Source organism: Nocardioides segetis, from assembly GCF_051390595.1.
Classification (GTDB): domain Bacteria; phylum Actinomycetota; class Actinomycetes; order Propionibacteriales; family Nocardioidaceae; genus Nocardioides.
This window is the reverse complement of record NZ_JBNINR010000005.1, coordinates 372393-387581: the sequence shown is the minus strand read 5'-3', so window position 1 is coordinate 387581 and position 15189 is coordinate 372393. Positions and strand designations below refer to the sequence as shown.

The 15189-nt window shown below is 69.8% G+C and carries 17 protein-coding genes and 4 tRNA genes; 8 read left to right on the top strand and 13 right to left on the bottom strand.

The genetic code is table 11. The features are described 5' to 3' along the window. Nucleotides 1–58 precede the first annotated feature (58 nt). The 5 genes from ACPZVR_RS12565 to ACPZVR_RS12545 all read right to left on the bottom strand — a co-directional run bounded on the left by ACPZVR_RS12565 (nt 59) and on the right by ACPZVR_RS12545 (nt 2577). The gene (locus ACPZVR_RS12565; protein WP_436699924.1) at nt 59–496 is read right to left on the bottom strand and encodes a hypothetical protein; all 438 of its coding nucleotides are present in this window, start codon (nt 494–496) and stop codon (nt 59–61) included. Beyond that, on the bottom strand, nt 493–813 hold the full coding sequence (locus ACPZVR_RS12560) for a hypothetical protein (RefSeq protein WP_436699923.1): 321 nt from the start codon (nt 811–813) through the stop codon (nt 493–495). The genes ACPZVR_RS12565 and ACPZVR_RS12560 overlap by 4 nt, the downstream gene beginning before the upstream one ends. Nucleotides 814–1433: 620 nt before the next feature. Further along, complete coding sequence (locus ACPZVR_RS12555) at nt 1434–1817, bottom strand: hypothetical protein (protein ID WP_436699922.1); 384 nt, start codon at nt 1815–1817, stop codon at nt 1434–1436. Next, the gene (locus ACPZVR_RS12550) at nt 1814–2380 is read right to left on the bottom strand and encodes an HNH endonuclease (RefSeq protein WP_436699921.1); all 567 of its coding nucleotides are present in this window, start codon (nt 2378–2380) and stop codon (nt 1814–1816) included. The genes ACPZVR_RS12555 and ACPZVR_RS12550 overlap by 4 nt, the downstream gene beginning before the upstream one ends. Further along, entirely contained in the window at nt 2377–2577 is a 201-nt protein-coding gene (locus ACPZVR_RS12545; protein ID WP_436699920.1) for a hypothetical protein, read from the bottom strand. Before ACPZVR_RS12545 ends, ACPZVR_RS12550 begins: the two co-directional genes overlap by 4 nt. Nucleotides 2578–3049: 472 nt before the next feature. Between ACPZVR_RS12545 and ACPZVR_RS12535 the strand changes: the two genes are divergently transcribed. After that, nucleotides 3050–3568, top strand: coding sequence for a hypothetical protein (locus tag ACPZVR_RS12535; RefSeq protein WP_436699919.1), 519 nt, complete (start codon nt 3050–3052; stop codon nt 3566–3568). A gap of 31 nt (nt 3569–3599) precedes the next feature. Beyond that, nucleotides 3600–4043 carry a hypothetical protein gene (locus ACPZVR_RS12530; protein WP_436699918.1) on the top strand — a complete coding sequence of 148 codons (444 nt, stop codon included), beginning with the start codon at nt 3600–3602 and terminating at the stop codon, nt 4041–4043. On the opposite strand, the gene ACPZVR_RS12525 is transcribed toward ACPZVR_RS12530, so the two are convergent. The 4 genes from ACPZVR_RS12525 to ACPZVR_RS12510 all read right to left on the bottom strand — a co-directional run bounded on the left by ACPZVR_RS12525 (nt 4040) and on the right by ACPZVR_RS12510 (nt 5677). Then, the gene (locus tag ACPZVR_RS12525; RefSeq protein WP_436699917.1) at nt 4040–5320 is read right to left on the bottom strand and encodes a tyrosine-type recombinase/integrase; all 1281 of its coding nucleotides are present in this window, start codon (nt 5318–5320) and stop codon (nt 4040–4042) included. The genes ACPZVR_RS12530 and ACPZVR_RS12525 overlap by 4 nt on opposite strands. A gap of 71 nt (nt 5321–5391) precedes the next feature. Further along, nucleotides 5392–5466: transfer RNA gene (locus ACPZVR_RS12520), tRNA-Val, on the bottom strand. Nucleotides 5467–5480: 14 nt separating this feature from the next. After that, nucleotides 5481–5554, bottom strand: a tRNA-Cys gene (locus tag ACPZVR_RS12515). 50 nt (nt 5555–5604) lie between these two features. Continuing rightward, nucleotides 5605–5677 (bottom strand) — tRNA-Gly (locus tag ACPZVR_RS12510). Nucleotides 5678–5801: 124 nt separating this feature from the next. Between ACPZVR_RS12510 and ACPZVR_RS12505 the strand changes: the two genes are divergently transcribed. Continuing rightward, nucleotides 5802–6629, top strand: coding sequence for an aminotransferase class IV (locus ACPZVR_RS12505; protein WP_436699916.1), 828 nt, complete (start codon nt 5802–5804; stop codon nt 6627–6629). Nucleotides 6630–6637: 8 nt separating this feature from the next. On the opposite strand, the gene ACPZVR_RS12500 is transcribed toward ACPZVR_RS12505, so the two are convergent. Both ACPZVR_RS12500 and ACPZVR_RS12495 read right to left on the bottom strand, forming a co-directional pair. Continuing rightward, nucleotides 6638–7123, bottom strand: a complete 486-nt coding sequence (locus ACPZVR_RS12500) for an anthrone oxygenase family protein (RefSeq protein WP_436699915.1) — start codon at nt 7121–7123, stop codon at nt 6638–6640. Continuing rightward, nucleotides 7120–8298 carry a GAF domain-containing protein gene (locus ACPZVR_RS12495; RefSeq protein ID WP_436699914.1) on the bottom strand — a complete coding sequence of 393 codons (1179 nt, stop codon included), beginning with the start codon at nt 8296–8298 and terminating at the stop codon, nt 7120–7122. Before ACPZVR_RS12495 ends, ACPZVR_RS12500 begins: the two co-directional genes overlap by 4 nt. Nucleotides 8299–8391: 93 nt before the next feature. Between ACPZVR_RS12495 and ACPZVR_RS12490 the strand changes: the two genes are divergently transcribed. Next, nucleotides 8392–10236, top strand: a complete 1845-nt coding sequence (locus ACPZVR_RS12490) for a flavin-containing monooxygenase (RefSeq protein ID WP_436699913.1) — start codon at nt 8392–8394, stop codon at nt 10234–10236. 94 nt (nt 10237–10330) lie between these two features. Beyond that, nucleotides 10331–10402: transfer RNA gene (locus ACPZVR_RS12485), tRNA-Val, on the top strand. 62 nt (nt 10403–10464) lie between these two features. Here the strand turns inward: ACPZVR_RS12485 and ACPZVR_RS12480 are convergent. Next, the gene (locus ACPZVR_RS12480) at nt 10465–11091 is read right to left on the bottom strand and encodes a class I SAM-dependent methyltransferase (RefSeq protein ID WP_436699912.1); all 627 of its coding nucleotides are present in this window, start codon (nt 11089–11091) and stop codon (nt 10465–10467) included. Between the two features lie 84 nt (nt 11092–11175). Between ACPZVR_RS12480 and ACPZVR_RS12475 the strand changes: the two genes are divergently transcribed. Then, nucleotides 11176–11451, top strand: coding sequence for an excalibur calcium-binding domain-containing protein (locus ACPZVR_RS12475; protein WP_436699911.1), 276 nt, complete (start codon nt 11176–11178; stop codon nt 11449–11451). Nucleotides 11452–11457: 6 nt separating this feature from the next. On the opposite strand, the gene ACPZVR_RS12470 is transcribed toward ACPZVR_RS12475, so the two are convergent. Next, nucleotides 11458–12009, bottom strand: coding sequence for a Dps family protein (locus ACPZVR_RS12470; RefSeq protein WP_436699910.1), 552 nt, complete (start codon nt 12007–12009; stop codon nt 11458–11460). 149 nt (nt 12010–12158) lie between these two features. Here ACPZVR_RS12470 and thrS point away from each other — a divergent pair, with 149 nt between their 5' ends. Both thrS and ACPZVR_RS12460 read left to right on the top strand, forming a co-directional pair. Beyond that, entirely contained in the window at nt 12159–14144 is a 1986-nt protein-coding gene (gene thrS, locus ACPZVR_RS12465) for a threonine--tRNA ligase (protein WP_436699909.1), read from the top strand. A 15-nt stretch (nt 14145–14159) separates the two neighbouring features. After that, nucleotides 14160–15155, top strand: a complete 996-nt coding sequence (locus tag ACPZVR_RS12460) for a glycoside hydrolase family 25 domain-containing protein (protein WP_436699908.1) — start codon at nt 14160–14162, stop codon at nt 15153–15155. Nucleotides 15156–15189 lie beyond the last annotated feature (34 nt).

Here is a 15189-nt window from a genome sequence, read left to right as displayed (position 1 = left end):
ACCCGGGCCGTCGTGACCGCATTGAGTACACCGTCGACATCGAGGTAGACGTGCGCGCTCACGACGCCCTCCCATCTCCACCATCGTGCAACGCGCACCAGAACGACCCGTGAACCCACTCGGGGTCCATGTCGGCGTATCCCGGCGCCGTCGCAATGCACTCAGGGCCGGCCGCAGTCAGATGCGCCAGACCATCAGCGAGCGTCGGGCCAGGCAGCACCCCGCGAGTCAACGCAGCACTCCGCTCGACCGTGTGCACGATCTCCGCCAGCACCGCCGGTCCAGCCTCGGCGACCACCTCACGCGCGAACCGCGCATAGACAGCGTGCGCGTTGAACGCGCGCACCTGCCCCGGATTCCCGCTGATGCCGAAACCGGGAAGGAGGGACATGCTCAGCCGAGCAGCGCCATCCTCCGGCGCCATGCCAACCGGCACCTCGCCCACCAGCACGCCGAAACGGTGCATCGCCGCATCCAGAGCAGACGTCACACTCACGCCGACACCTCCCGCTCATCCGTGAAGTACCGGCACGACACACGCACCTCGTTGACCTCGCCATCGAAGCCATAGCCAAGGAACCTGTCCTCGTTGCCGATCAGATCCTCGATCGACGCATCAGCCCACAGAGCCCACGCCGACAGATCCGCCAACGACTTGAAGTTCAGGCCGATCGCGGGATGGTGCTCCCACTCGTTGTTCGTGAAACTCACCTGGTCGGGCGGCGGCATCTCCCGCTCATGCGCCTGCGCGAACAACCAAGCGAGCTGGGCGCCGTGCCTGTAGACCGGCGGCGGGGCAATGATCGTGTCCATCTGTATCGTTCTCCTTGTCTGGTGCCGCACCTACGGCTTGGAGGTCTGGGTGCGGCGCTGGTGTGTTCAGGGGTCAGGAGCGAGTGCGCCAACCCGGCTCGCCCACACGGAACTTCCGCTTCGACCGCGGCTGGATCAGATCCCCACGACGACGCAGCCACGCACCGAACTCATCACTGGCAGCACGACGCGCATCCCGGTCCCGAAGATCCAGCTCCCGAGCCACAGCGAACTCACGAGCCATCCGCAACAGCCGCGCCTTCCCGACGTCCCGCAGAGCAGGATCCAGCGCACGAGCCTCACGAATGAGGAAAGCCAGTTCGGCATCCGGCTTGGTGCAGACGGCCGGTTCGTCAGGGACGGCGAGGTGCGCAGGGGGAGAGGTCACGGACACCCTCCACACGCACATGGGTCATCAAGGTCGCGGCCACACAAGATGCACGTCGCCTCGACCAGCGGTGCACACCGCTCGCACTCTGGGTGCGAACAATCCGGCATGCACTCGGCGACGTCCGTCAGATCCGCGCCACAAAGAGCGACAGTCGGCGAGCAGCAGAAGAAGTGGTCCAGGTCCTCATCGACGGAAGAAGTGGCGGCCGGACGGACATCGAGAGCGGTGCTCATGCTGCGCTCCTGAGTTCGTAGTAGGGCTCCATGCGCCCGGCATTCCGGCCCTCGATGTCATTGCTCCGCTCGTGGCCGACCTCGACCACCAGCCGCTCACTACGAGCACGCCGCCAAAGCTGGCCGATCCGCTTAGGCTCGATCCGGCCCCGAATGTGCGGACGGACATCGCACTGATGCACCGTCCCGTCCGCACGACGAGCCAGACGAAGAGCAGCCGTGAAGGTCGACCACTCGGCATCGGACGGCGGCAGGTTGACCTCCTCGACCTCACGAGCCGTCTCGTTCGCCGCCACACAGTCCGGGCACGACCAGCCGACACCAGCGACCAGGCGCGGAGAGTGGGCGCGGTTCAGGCAGGGGAAGGCGAGGGTGGTCATGCGGCACGCTCCTGTGCGGTAGCCGCGAGATAGTCCGCGACGATGCGCTTGGGCACCTGACCTTTTCGGCCGCACTCGTAGCCATTGGCCCATGCCCAGACTCGGACATCCCAAGGAACGATCTGCCCGGCGGGGATCTTTCGAGCGCGCTGACGGCGGACCGATTCGCGGTTCGACTTGCGACGACAGGGCAGACAGCGGTCACCGTGATCGACGTCGTAGTGCGGGACGCGCGTTTCGGGAGTGATCGGGTGTCCATTCGGGCAGGTCTCGCGGCGCTCGTAGCGTCGGCGCATGTTCTCGGTATGGGTCACCGGTTCCAGATGGTCTGGGCGGACGCAGGCGGGGTTGTTGCAGAGATGGTCGAGTTCGAGGCCGTCCGGCACCGGGCCATTCACGTCCTGCCAGGCGATTCGATGGGCGAGCGTCGTGCCGTAGCCGTTGCGCGCGGCGGCGCGCGTGTCGCCGAATCGGCCGTACCCACCTCGGTTGGCGGTCGCGGTCCAGTTCCAGCAAGTCTCGGTCTTTTCGACCTTGGACCAGAAGTAGGCGGGGAGGCTCATGCGTCCACCAGCCCGTCGACGAAGGCCATCAGCGCCTCGTGGGTAATGACCCACACGCCGGTCGGGTTGCCGTCCTCGTCCTGGTCACTCTTCTTGGCCCGGAGGCGACCGGCCTTGATGGCGCGCTCAAGCGTCGACTTCGACAGACCCGTGGCAGCGACTGCTCCGGCCATCGAGTAGGAGAGGGGCGTGCTCATCTGGTCGGGGCCAGTCGCTTGGTGTCGGCCACTTGCGACATTCGGGGCTCGAAAAGGAAGCCCGGGGGACACTGGAGCGCCTCCTCGATGGCGCGAGCCGTCTGAAGCGAACACGACGTCCGACGCCGGGCGACCAGGTGTCCAACTACTCCGGGCTTGAGGTTGGCGCGACGTGCGAGCTCGTAGGCCGTCCCGATCCGATGGAACTGCATGTACTCGAGAAGAGCGCGGTGCGACTTCAGCTTCACCGTGAGCCTCCACTGATCTGGCTGCATTGGGGTCCTCCGACTGTAGGGCTTTGTGTCGCAAGTGGTCAACGACATGCCACTAGTGTGCAGTCGATCCTGCACGAAAGCAACCCCACGTTGTAGGGAATCTGAGCGTCGCCCCCGTCTGACAGCGCTGTAGTTTGTGCATAGCCGCGCACAAGGCTGGTTGCGGCCGCACGCCTTCCCTGACGAGAGTTGTAAACGTGACCGCGCTATCCGACCTGCTGAACGACGCCAAGGGAGACCGAAGCGTTGACCAGTTGATCCAGGCTGCCCGCGATCGTGGCGTCGAAGTGAGCGACACGGCTAGGGCGAACGCCTACAAGGCGCTCAAGGGGCGGCACGCCAAGAACCCGACCGACAACGTGTTGACGGTGTGGTCGGAAATCTTCGGTGTGCCCGTGACCGAGCTCCGCAAGGCCGTCGGCAAGCCGGCCGGTGAACTGGGGCCATGGGTCCCGGTGAGCGAGGCCGGACAGCTGTCGCAGGACATCAGGAACGCCTTGGACGACTTGATCAAGGCCATCGTCAAGGAGGGAGGTGGGGCACATGGTGCCGCCGCCACCAGTGAGCCGCCCGGCGAGGGCGGTGGATCAGTAGTTCAGTTGCCTCCGCGCCCGCCCGCCGCTGGCCCCTCGGGGATCAAGCGGGCGGCGCGCAAGACCGGGAAGCCGACCGCGCGCGAGCGCGGCGAGGATTCCGACGCACCGCGGCCTGAGTGATCTGTCGGCCACTCTCTTTACGATCCCGGTCATGCGCGACCGACGGCATCACCGACACCACCCCTGGAAGGCTTTCGGGCTCCTCACGGACTGGAAGATCGTGTGGACCGATGACCTCCCATTCGGCGTCTGGGGGCACACCGACTTCGACGCGATGACGGTCTACCTAGCCAACGGGATGAACGAAGCTGAGCGTCGCTGCACCATCGAGCACGAGCGGCACCATGTGCTGCGGGGGCCGGCGCCGAGGGGCTGCGAGATGCGCGAGGAACTCCTGGTGGACCGCCTCGCCGCTCGCAAGCTCCTGCCTTCGGTGCGGCGCATCGGGCACGTGATGGCCTGGCACAACGCCGACGTCGAGAAGGTCGCGCATGACCTGTGGGTCGACGAGACGATGTTCCACGTTCGGCTTTCGGCGCTGCGGCCCAGTGAGCGCGCCTGGCTGACCGAACAAATGGACACGATCCTCGTCTAGGACGGGGGAGTGAGGGCCAGCCGTTCGGCTGCCTGCTCGAGCGCTTGGCGTGCCTGTGAGATGTCGACGAACTCATAGCCGCGGGTGACGGCAATCGACGAGTGCCCCATGATCGCGATCCGCACCGACTCCGGAACCCCGAGTTCCATGAGCAGTGTCGCCGTCCCGTGGCGGATCTCGTGGACATGGAACGGACGACCGGCTGGGTGACTGATCCCGACGGCTGCCTGGACCGCCTCCCACTGGTCGCGGTCGCTGGCGGCGTTGCGGGGCCACGTCTCGCCCTTGATGGTGCGGCCGGGCCAGACGAGCCCATGCGGGTTCTCGGGGGCCTTCTCGCGCCAGGTTCGAAGGGCGTTGACCGCCCACGGCACGAGCGGCTGAACGCGCCAACCGGCAGCCGACTTCGGCCGGACGAGGTGGGTAGATCCGACGAGGTGGCGAACCTCGTAACCGTCGGGCATCGCGAAGCCGGCGCTAGGGTCTGACCGGTCGATGTAACGGAGTGCCTTGGCCTGCCAGGACACCGTCAACGTGCCCGCGTCGAGATCGACTTGGTTCCAGGTCAGCCCGAGCGCTTCGGCCTGTCGGAGTCCCTGGAGGAACGCTAGTGCCCAGCGGGATCCGTCGGGAAGCCGCGCGACGTGTTCAAGCACCTTGATCGCGTCGACCAGGGGGACAGCCCGCCTGTCGTCGACCGCTTTCTTTGGTTTCTCGGCGAGCAGGACGTTGGGTGGGATCGCATAGCCGTCGAGACTGGCGGCCTTGAGCATCCGAATCAGGGAGCCGTGGTAGCGCAGGGCCGTGGAGGTGGACTTGCCGTTGCGCCGCAGGTAAGCCGCCACTGCGCGGATGTCGGCGGGCGTGAGGTCGGCGAGCTTGACGGCGCCGATCGCCGCGACGACGGCGCGCATGGCCGCCTTGTCGGTCTCGTAGGCCGACGGCCGGACCTTGGCTTGGATCATCTCCAGCCAGACCTCGGACCACTTCGCGACCGAGGTGGTGCGTTTGACGTTGCGGTGGCCCTCCCGCTCGAGCTCGACCTTCTTGTCGCGGATCTTCCGGTTGAGCGCGGCGATGTGCTTGCAGCGATCCGGGCAGCCACCCACGCAGCCCTTGGTGGTGACCGTGGTCCGCTTCCGGCCACCCGAGGCGGTGTAGCCGGACTCGAACGTGGCGAGCCAGCGCCAGTCCGAGGACCGTTGATACCTGCTTCCAGTGCCGTACTCGGACCGAGTCATGCCGCTTGGCCCGGCGTACTGGAGGCCGTCAGCCATTGCGTCAGCCATTTCATGATGACTCATGCTGCACCATGACCCCGACGTACAGGGGCATTTACGCCTGAATGTGGTGGGCGATACTGGGTTTGAACCAGTGACCTCTTCCGTGTCAAGGAAGCGCGCTACCGCTGCGCCAATCGCCCCTGTGGAGTTGTGGTGGAGGTGGGTACGGGATTTGAACCCGTGTACACGGATTTGCAGTCCGTTGCCTCGCCTCTCGGCCAACCCACCGCGATGGCCCTACGCACTGGCCTGGTCAGGCAGTGGGTCTGACCACTCCGAGCGGACGACGAGGCTCGAACTCGCGACCTCAACCTTGGCAAGGTTGCGCTCTACCAACTGAGCTACGTCCGCTTTGCATCGTTTCGCCGGCCTTGCGGCCCGCTCTGCGGTGCGGTTGAGAACATTAGCCGATCCCGTGAACGGCGCCAAAACGGGGGTCCACTTTCGGCATGTCGGGGCCTCCTAGGCTGGTCCCATGCGCGTGTGGATCAACGGTCAGGTCCTGTCCGACCCGACGGCTCCGGCGGTGCCGGTGACCGACCACGGGCTGACGGTGGGGGACGCGGTCTTCGAGGCGGTCAAGGTCGTCCAGGGGCAGCCGTTCGCGCTGCGCCGCCACCTCGACCGGCTGGCGCGCTCGGCGCGGGGGCTGGGCCTGGAGGGCCTCGACATCGAGGAGGTACGGCGCGGGGTCGCCGCCGTGCTCGAGGGGGAGCCGTTGGCGCTCGGCCGGCTGCGGATCACCGTCACCGGAGGCAACGCACCGCTGGGCAGTGGTCGTGGCGAGGACCCGCTGACGCTCATCGTGGTCGCCGCCCCCATGGCGCCGGCTCCGGAGACGACGGCGGTGATCACCGTGCCGTGGCCGCGCAACGAGCGGGGGCCGCTGGCCGGGCTGAAGACGACGTCGTACGCCGAGAACGTGGTCGCGCTGGCGGCGGCACGCGAGAAGGGTGCCAGCGAGGCCGTCTTCGGCAACCTGGCGGGCGACCTGTGCGAGGGGACCGGGACGAACGTGTTCTACGTGGTGGAGGGCGAGCTGCGCACCCCCACCCTGGCCAGTGGCTGCCTCGCCGGTGTGACCCGGGCCCTGGTGCTGGAGTGGTTCGGCGCGACCGAGGTGGACGAGCCGATGGAGGTGGCCGCCGGGGCCGACGAGATCTTCCTCGTCTCCACGACCCGCGACGTGCAGGGCGTCCATCGCTGGGACGACCGGGACCTGCCGGCGCCCGGACCCGTCACGCGTGCAGCCGCGGCCGCCTGGCGCGAGCGGGAGGCAGGGCTCCTCGGCCTCGATCGCTGAGCGCGGGCTCAGCGGCCCGCCACGAGCGCGACGCACGAGGCGGCGAAGGCGGCCAGGTCGAGAGCCACGCGGACGAGGTTGGCCCGCACCCAGCGCGTCTCCGAGAAGTCGGCTCGCGCCGCCGCGACGTCGATCGCGTCCGGCTCGCCCGCGGCCTTGAGTCGGTCGTTGAGGGGCAGATGCACCGCGACCGTGATCGCCACGACGACGAGGTGCAGGACCAGGGCGGCGAGCAGCCAGGGGAGGGCGTCCTGCTCCGGCCCGGAGAGGCTCAGCGCCGCGCCGACGGCGAGCAGCAGCGGTGCGCCGAAGAAGCTCCCGAGCAGGAAGACGGGGTTGATGATCGCCCGGTCGATCGCCTGGAACGCGCCGACGAAGGTGCGGTCGTCGGTGCGCCGCAGCCCGGGCATCACCGTGTGGGCGTAGAGCAGGAACACCCCCGCGGACAGCCCCGTGCTCAGCGTCGCCAGGACCAGGACGACGTCGCGCGTCATCGCGTCCGGGCGCCGACCACGCGCAGCGACACGCCCTCGCCCAGTCGGTACGGGTTCGTCGCGAGCAGCGCGCCCAGCACCCGGCGCATCCGCGAGACCTCCGCGCGCACCGTGACCTGGTGCTCGCCGTCGCCGTAGAGCCGGTGGCTCAGGAGGCTCGCCGACGCCCCGGCCGTGCCGGCGGCCGCGATGGCGGCGAGCAGGTCGGCGTGGCGGGGCGTGAGCGCCACCCGCCACGGCGACTCGCCACCGCGGACCTCGAGCGTGGCGGGGCCGGCGCCGAGGTCGAGGACGGCGTCGAGCACGTGGCCGGATGACGAGGGCCGGATCAGCCAGCCGCCGCGCAGGCGCTCGGGCAGGCACAGCCCGAGGCCGGGTACGGCGAGCGCCCGGTCGGCCTGCGGCGCCTCGACCCGGTCGCGGACGGCCACCCCCTGGTGGGCCGCGACCCAGCCGTGGTCATCGACCACCAGCAGCGGCCCGTTGGCGCCGGACAACAGCGGCTCCGCCGTACGTCGCAGCTGCTCGAGGCGCTCCTCGTGGTGGCGCCACAACCGGGCTTCGGCGAGTCGGACCGACGCCGTCACCAGGGCCTCGATCGCCGGATGCAGGGTGAGGGCGGGGCCGCTGACGTCGACGATGCCGATCAGCGAGCCGTCGATCGGATCGTGGATGGGCGAGGCGGTGCAGTACCAGGGCACCTGCGCGTTCTCGAAGTGCTCGGCCGAGAACAGCTGGACCGGCGCGGCCTCGGCGAGCGCGGTGCCGATCGCGTTGGTGCCGACAGCGCCCTCGGTCCACAGTGCGCCCTCGGTGAACCCCAGCCCGTCGGCCTGGCGCTTCACCCTCGGCGAGCCGCTGCGCCACAGCACGATGCCGTCCGCGTCGGCCACGACGACGAGATAGTTCGAGGCATCGGCCGCCGAGAGCAGCAGCTCGCGGATCTCGTCGATGACCAGCGCCAGGCGCGACGCACGCCGCCGCTCGTCGACGTCGGCAGGCGTGAGCGGGTCGCGGCCGTTGCGGCCGTCCGGGTCGATCCCGAGACCCAGCACCCGGGTCCACGACCGCGCGACGACGGCCCGCGGCCGCTCGGGCGGCGCAGCGCCGGAGAGCACCGCGTCGTGGATCCGGACCAGGTCGCGGGCCCGCATCGCGAGGTCGTGCGTGGCCATGTCTCCACAGTAGGCGGCCCGATGTGATGGGGGCCACATGCAACAACGTGCAACGGTTCCGGCGACCTGACCGCCGGCGGTCTCCTTCTCGGCATGACCCAGCTCGACGACCGGCCCGTCACGACGGCCGCCACCACACCGACCGAGGACCCCGCCACCGTCTGGTTCGCCGCCTTCGAGGACGCCCTGACCGCCCGCGACATCGACCGTGCGTCCCACCTGTTCGCCGCGACCAGCTTCTGGCGCGACCTGATCGCCTTCTCCTGGAACCTCACGACCGTCGAGAACCCCGACGGGGTCGCCGACCTGCTCGCGGCGACCCTCGACCGCGTCGACCCGCGCGGCTTCCGGCTCACGGAGCCGGCGGACACCGTCGACGGCGTCACCACGGCCTGGTTCGAGTTCGAGACCGCGGTGGGCCGGGGGCGCGGCCTGGTGCGGGTCGTCGACGCCGGTGACGGCGAGGGCCCCAAGGCGTGGACCTTCCTCACCACCCTCTACGAGCTGAAGGGCCACGAGGAGCCCCGAGGCGTACGACGCCCGATGGGCGCCGAGCACGGCGCGACCAAGGAGCGGGTGACCTGGCTGGAGCGGCGCCAGGCCGAGGAGGCGGCCATCGGCGTCGACACCCAGCCCTACGTCCTCGTCGTCGGCGGCGGCCAGGGCGGCATCGCGCTCGGCGCGCGACTGCGCCAGCTCGGCGTCCCGGCGCTCGTCATCGATAAGCACCCGCGTCCCGGCGACCAGTGGCGCAACCGCTACAAGTCGCTGTGCCTGCACGACCCGGTCTGGTACGACCACCTGCCCTACCTCAAGTTCCCGGACAACTGGCCGGTCTTCGCGCCCAAGGACAAGGTCGGCGACTGGCTGGAGTTCTACACCCGGGTGATGGAGGTGCCGTACTGGTCGAACACCGTCGCCACGAAGGCGTCCTACGACGAGGCGGCGGGGGAGTGGACCGTGCACCTCGAGCGCGAGGGCAAGCCGCTCGTGCTCAAGCCGACGCACCTGGTGCTGGCGACCGGCATGTCCGGCAAGCCGAACATCCCCGACCTGCCCGGCAGGGACGTCTTCCAGGGCGAGCAGCACCACTCCTCCCAGCACCCCGGCCCCGACGCGTACGCCGGCAAGCGGGTCGTCGTGATCGGCAGCAACAACTCGGCCTTCGACATCTGCGGCGCGCTGTGGGAGACCGGCGCGGACGTGACGATGGTGCAGCGCTCGTCGACCCACATCGTCAAGAGCGACACCCTCATGGACATCGGCCTGGGCGACCTCTACTCCGAGCGGGCGCTGGAGAACGGCGTCACCACCGAGAAGGCGGACCTGATCTTCGCCTCGCTGCCGTACCGGATCATGCACGAGTTCCAGATCCCGCTCTACGACCGGATGCGCGAGCGCGACCGGGACTTCTACGACCGGATGGAGGCGGCCGGCTTCGACCTGGACTGGGGCGACGACGGGTCGGGCCTGTTCATGAAGTACCTGCGCCGCGGCTCGGGCTACTACATCGACGTCGGCGCCGCCGAGCTGGTGGCCAATGGCGACGTGAAGCTGGCCAAGGGCCAGGTCGACCGCCTCACCGAGACGTCCGTGCTCCTCGCCGACGGCACCGAGCTGCCGGCCGACCTGGTCGTCTACGCCACCGGCTACGGCTCGATGAACGGCTGGGCGGCGGACCTGATCAGCCAGGAGGTCGCCGATCGCGTCGGGAAGGTGTGGGGCCTCGGCTCCGACACGACGAAGGACCCCGGTCCGTGGGAGGGCGAGCAGCGCAACATGTGGAAGCCGACCCAGCAGGAGAACCTCTGGTTCCACGGCGGCAACCTGCACCAGTCACGCCACTACTCGCTCTACCTGGCGCTCCAGCTGAAGGCCCGCCACGTCGGGATCGACACCCCGGTGCACCGGCTGCAGGAGGTCCATCACCTCGGCTGACCAGGGCGAGAGGGCCCGTGGGGAGGTCCCCGATGTGAGCCGCGGTCGCGAGATGCGTTAGAGTCTCCGACCGCGGTTCCTCACGGACCGCCCCGGGCGATTGGCGCAGTGGTAGCGCGCTTCGTTCACACCGAAGAGGTCACTGGTTCGAACCCAGTATCGCCCACCGGGAACCCACAGCCTCCGGCCGCACCGCGGACCGGAGGCTGTTGCGTTCGTCGGCCCCGGTCAGCCCCGCGCCGTCGCCGTGCCGCGGTAGAGGTAGCCCCACGGCCGCATGGGCGCCGGCCCGGGCAGGTACGCCGTCGCGAGCGTGGCGGTGGCGAACCCGGCGTCGGCGAGCAGCGCGGGGATGTCGTGGGTGAGGTGGCAGCCGCCGGCGACCCGCCTCTCGAGCGGGTCGAGCCGGTGCTGCCAGCGGGCGACCCGGGCGTCGGGGGAGAGGCCGTGCTCCAGGAAGGCGAGGGTGCCGCCCGGCCGGACCAGGCGTCGTACCTCTCGCAGGGCCCGGACCGGATCCGGGATCGTGCACAGGGAGAACGTGACGAGCGCGTGGTCGAAGCTGTGGTCGGCGGCCGCGACATCCTGTCCGTCGAGCCCGATCCGGGCCACCGGGACCGGCGCGGCAGCCCGCCGCCGGGCGGACAGCTCCCAGCCGCGGTCGGACGGCTCCACCGCGGCGACTCCGGTGACGGCCGCGGGGTAGTGGGCGATGTTGAGGCCGGAGCCGAAGCCGACCTCCAGCACCTGGCCGGCCAGTCCGGCGCAGACCTCCTGCCGCTCCTTGCGCACCGGACCGGTGGAGAGGGTCTTCTCGACGAGGACCGGCACGACCCGGTCGTCCCAGAACCGCATGCGACGAGGGTACGGCGCCGCGAGATCCACGAGCTGCCGCATTCGGCGGACAGGGGAGGTCGACGCGCCCTAGGCTGCGGCGCCGTGAAGAGCCGTCGTATCGCCGCTGTCCTCGCCGCCGTCGCCCTGGTGGTGCCCGCCTCGGTCGCCCTCGCCTCGCCGGCCGACGCGGCCGCGCCGAAGACCTACCGGAACTGCACCGCGCTCAACAAGGTGCACCCGCACGGCGTGGGCAAGCCCGGCGCGGTCGACAAGACGTCGGGCACCAAGGTCACGAACTTCACGCGCAACGCGAAGCTCTACAAGGCCAACGCGAAGAGCGACCGCGACAAGGACGGCATCGCCTGCGAGAAGCTCTGAGCCCGCTCAGGCGTCGGCGGCGGCGTCCTTCTCGGTGGCGTCGCCGGCGGTGCTGAGCCGCCCACCGGTGTCCTCCAGGTGCGCCCGGATGAACCAGTGGAACAGCTCCAGCTGCTCGGTCTGCGCGATGAACATGTCCTGGGTGACCAGGTCGAGGTCGTCGAGCTCCTTGATGCCGTCGCGGTAGGTGGAGATCACGCCCTGGTAGACGACGTCGAGGGCGGCGAGGTGCTGCTGGGTCGTGGCACGGCCGATCTCGTAGTCGTCCCAGGGGCGGCGGGCGACGAGGGCGCCGGGCGTGCCCTGGGGCGAGCCGCCGAGGGTGGCGATCCGCTCGGCGAGGTCGTCGGCGAAGCCGCGGACGGTGTCGACCTGCGGGTCGAGCATCTCGTGGACGGCGATGAAGTGCGGGCCGACGACGTTCCAGTGCACGTGCTTGAGCGTCAGGTGCAGGTCGGTGCACGCGTCGAGACGGCTCTGGAGCAGCTCGACGACGCGACCGGCCGCCTTCTCGTCGAGTCCGGGTGTGGTGAAGTGCAGGGTCTGGTTGTGGGCCATGCTCGTTCAGTACGCCGCAGCGGCGGGTTCACACGGGTGAGCCGGCTCCGGCAACTGCCGCGCGGCGGGTGCGGTCCGCTCGGTACGATCGTGACCCGGTGCGCCGACCGGTCGCGCCGCCGCCACGAACCACCCGAGGGAGCACCTCCGTGTCCGACATCAAGGTCGCCGTACTCAGTCCTGACGCACGCCAGGAGCAGACGGTCACCACGGGCACGAAGGCGTGGGAGCTCTTCCGCGACGAGGCGGACGTGATCGCGGCCCGCGTGGCCGGACAGCTCAAGGACCTCTCCTACGAGCTGGCCGACGGCGACGAGGTAGAGGGCGTGCTGATCGGCAGCCCCGACGGCCTCGACATCCTGCGGCACTCCACCGCCCACGTGCTGGCGCAGGCGGTGCAGCAGGTCTTCCCCGAGGCCAAGCTCGGCATCGGCCCGCCGATCCAGGACGGCTTCTACTACGACTTCGACGTCGCGACCCCGTTCGTGCCCGAGGACCTCGCGAAGCTCGAGACCGCGATGCGCAAGATCATCAAGGAGAACCAGCGCTTCGACCGCCGGGTCACCACCGACGAGGACGCGCTGGTCGAGCTGGCCGACGAGCCCTACAAGGTCGAGCTGATCGGCCTCAAGGGCAACGCCGGCGAGGCCGCCGAGGGAGCCTCCGCCGAGGTCGGTGCCGGCGAGCTGACCATCTACGACAACATCAACCGCAACGGCGAGGTCGCCTGGAAGGACCTCTGCCGGGGCCCGCACCTGCCGACCACCAAGCGGATCCCCGCGTTCAAGCTGATGCGGAGCGCGGCGGCGTACTGGCGCGGCGACGAGAAGAACAAGCAGCTCCAGCGCATCTACGGCACCGCCTGGCCGAGCAAGGACGAGCTCGACGCCCACCTGCACCGCCTCGAGGAGGCCGAGCGCCGCGACCACCGCAAGCTCGGCCGCGAGCTCGACCTGTTCAGCTTCCCCGACGAGATCGGCTCCGGCCTGCCGGTGTTCCACCCCAAGGGCGGCGTGATCAAGCGGGCGATGGAGGACTACGTCCGCGAGCGCCACATCGCCGAGGGCTTCGAGTACGTCGGCACGCCGCACATCGCCAAGGAGGGGCTGTTCTACACCTCCGGCCACCTGCCCTACTACGGCGAGGGGATGTACCCCGCCCTCGACGTCGACGGCATGGAGTACCGCCTCAAGGCGATGAACTGCCCGATGCACAACCTGATCTTCCGCTCGCGGCAGCGCTCCTACCGCGAGCTGCCGCTGCGGCTGTTCGAGTTCGGCCACGTCTACCGCCACGAGAAGTCCGGCGTGATCCACGGCCTCACCCGCGTGCGCGGCTTCGCACAGGACGACTCGCACTCCTACGTCACCCCGGAGCAGGCGCCCGCCGAGGTCGAGCACCTGCTCAACTTCATGCTCAGCCTGCTGCGCGACTTCGGCATCGAGGACTTCTACCTCGAGCTGTCCACCCGCGACGAGTCCAAGGACAAGTTCATCGGCTCCGACGAGGACTGGGCCAAGGCGACCCAGGTGCTCGAGGACGTCGCCCGCGCGACCGGGCTCGAGCTCGTCCCCGACCCGGGCGGCGCGGCGTACTACGGCCCGAAGATCTCGGTGCAGGCCAAGGACGCCATCGGCCGCACCTGGCAGATGGGCACCGTGCAGTACGACTTCAACCAGCCCTCGGCCGACCGGTTCGACCTCGAGTACGTCGCCGCCGACGGCAGCCGCCAGCAGCCGGTGATGATCCACTCGGCCAAGTTCGGGTCGATCGAGCGGTTCATGGGCGTCCTGGTCGAGCACTACGCCGGTGCCTTCCCTCCGTGGCTGGCTCCCGTCCAGGTGCAGGGGATCCCGATCGCCGAGCGGCACGTCGACTACCTCCACGAGGTGGCCGCGGAGCTGAAGAAGCACGGGATCCGGGTCGAGATCGACGAGTCCGACGACCGGATGCAGAAGAAGATCCGCAACGCCCAGCTGCAGAAGGTGCCGTTCATGGTCATCGCCGGTGACCAGGACGTCGAGGCCGGCGCGGTGAGCTTCCGCTACCGCGACGGGCGCCAGGACAACGGCGTACCGATCGCCGAGGCGGTCGCCCGCGTGGTCGCCGCGGTCGACGCGCGCGAGCAGGTCTGAGCGATGGTCGGCGTCATGGGGGACGCCGGTCGGCGGGTGGCGCTCGCGGCTGCGACGGCGCTGGCCGCCGCGGTGCTGACGGCCTGCGGCGGGTCGTCGCCGTCCGCCGCGCCGCCACGGCCCCCCTCGAGCGCGCCGACCACCGCAGCGCCCGTCGACGAGGGCGGGCCCGCCGGTGACGCCGGCGATCCGGGCGCCGACGCGAGCGACCTCGCCAAGCTCGCCGAGGAGGCGGCACGCGAGGCCGGCGGGAGGGCGACCAGCGACATCGCCCCCCGCGACGGCGAGGTGCTCGGCGGCGACGTGAGCTGGCCGCAGTGCCCGCCCGGCACGGGCATCCCGGAGAAGCAGGGCCTCGGGATGCCGATGCCGCTGCCCGAGGCCGAGTACGTCGTCCTGGGGCTCACCAACGGACCGGGCTTCACCCCCAACCCGTGCCTGTCCGACCAGGTGGCGTGGGCGAAGGACAACGACGTGCTCGTCGCGGTCTACGCCGTGTCGAGCTACCCGAGCCGGGCGACGCTCGAGAAGTACGGCGCCGACGGTCCCTACGACGCGAGCGACCGGCTCGGCCGGCTGCGTAACGTGGGCTACCAGCAGGCCCGCTACAACATCGGGACGATGGGACAGGTGGGGCTGCTCAGCCCGATCGTGTGGATCGACGTCGAGCCGGTGCCGATGTTCGACTGGAGCAGCGACCTGCAGGCCAACGCGGCCGTGATCGAGGGCGTGGCGCGCGGCTACACCGACGCGGGCTACGCCATCGGCGTCTACTCCACGCCCAGCCTCTACCGGCGCGTCGTCGGTGAGCTCAGCCTCGGCGGCGTGCCCGAGTGGCGGGCCGCCGGGCAGACGTCGCGGGCCGAGGCGCTCGACCGATGTGGCCCCGACTGGTCCATCCAGGGCGGCACCGCCGTGATGGGACAGTGGGTGGAGCAGCAGCGCGACCAGAACGTGACCTGTCCCGGGATCGCCGCCGATCTCGGCCGGTGGTTCCACCGGTTCTCGTGACCGCGCGGAGGCCCGGGACGGGACGTGAGAGGGT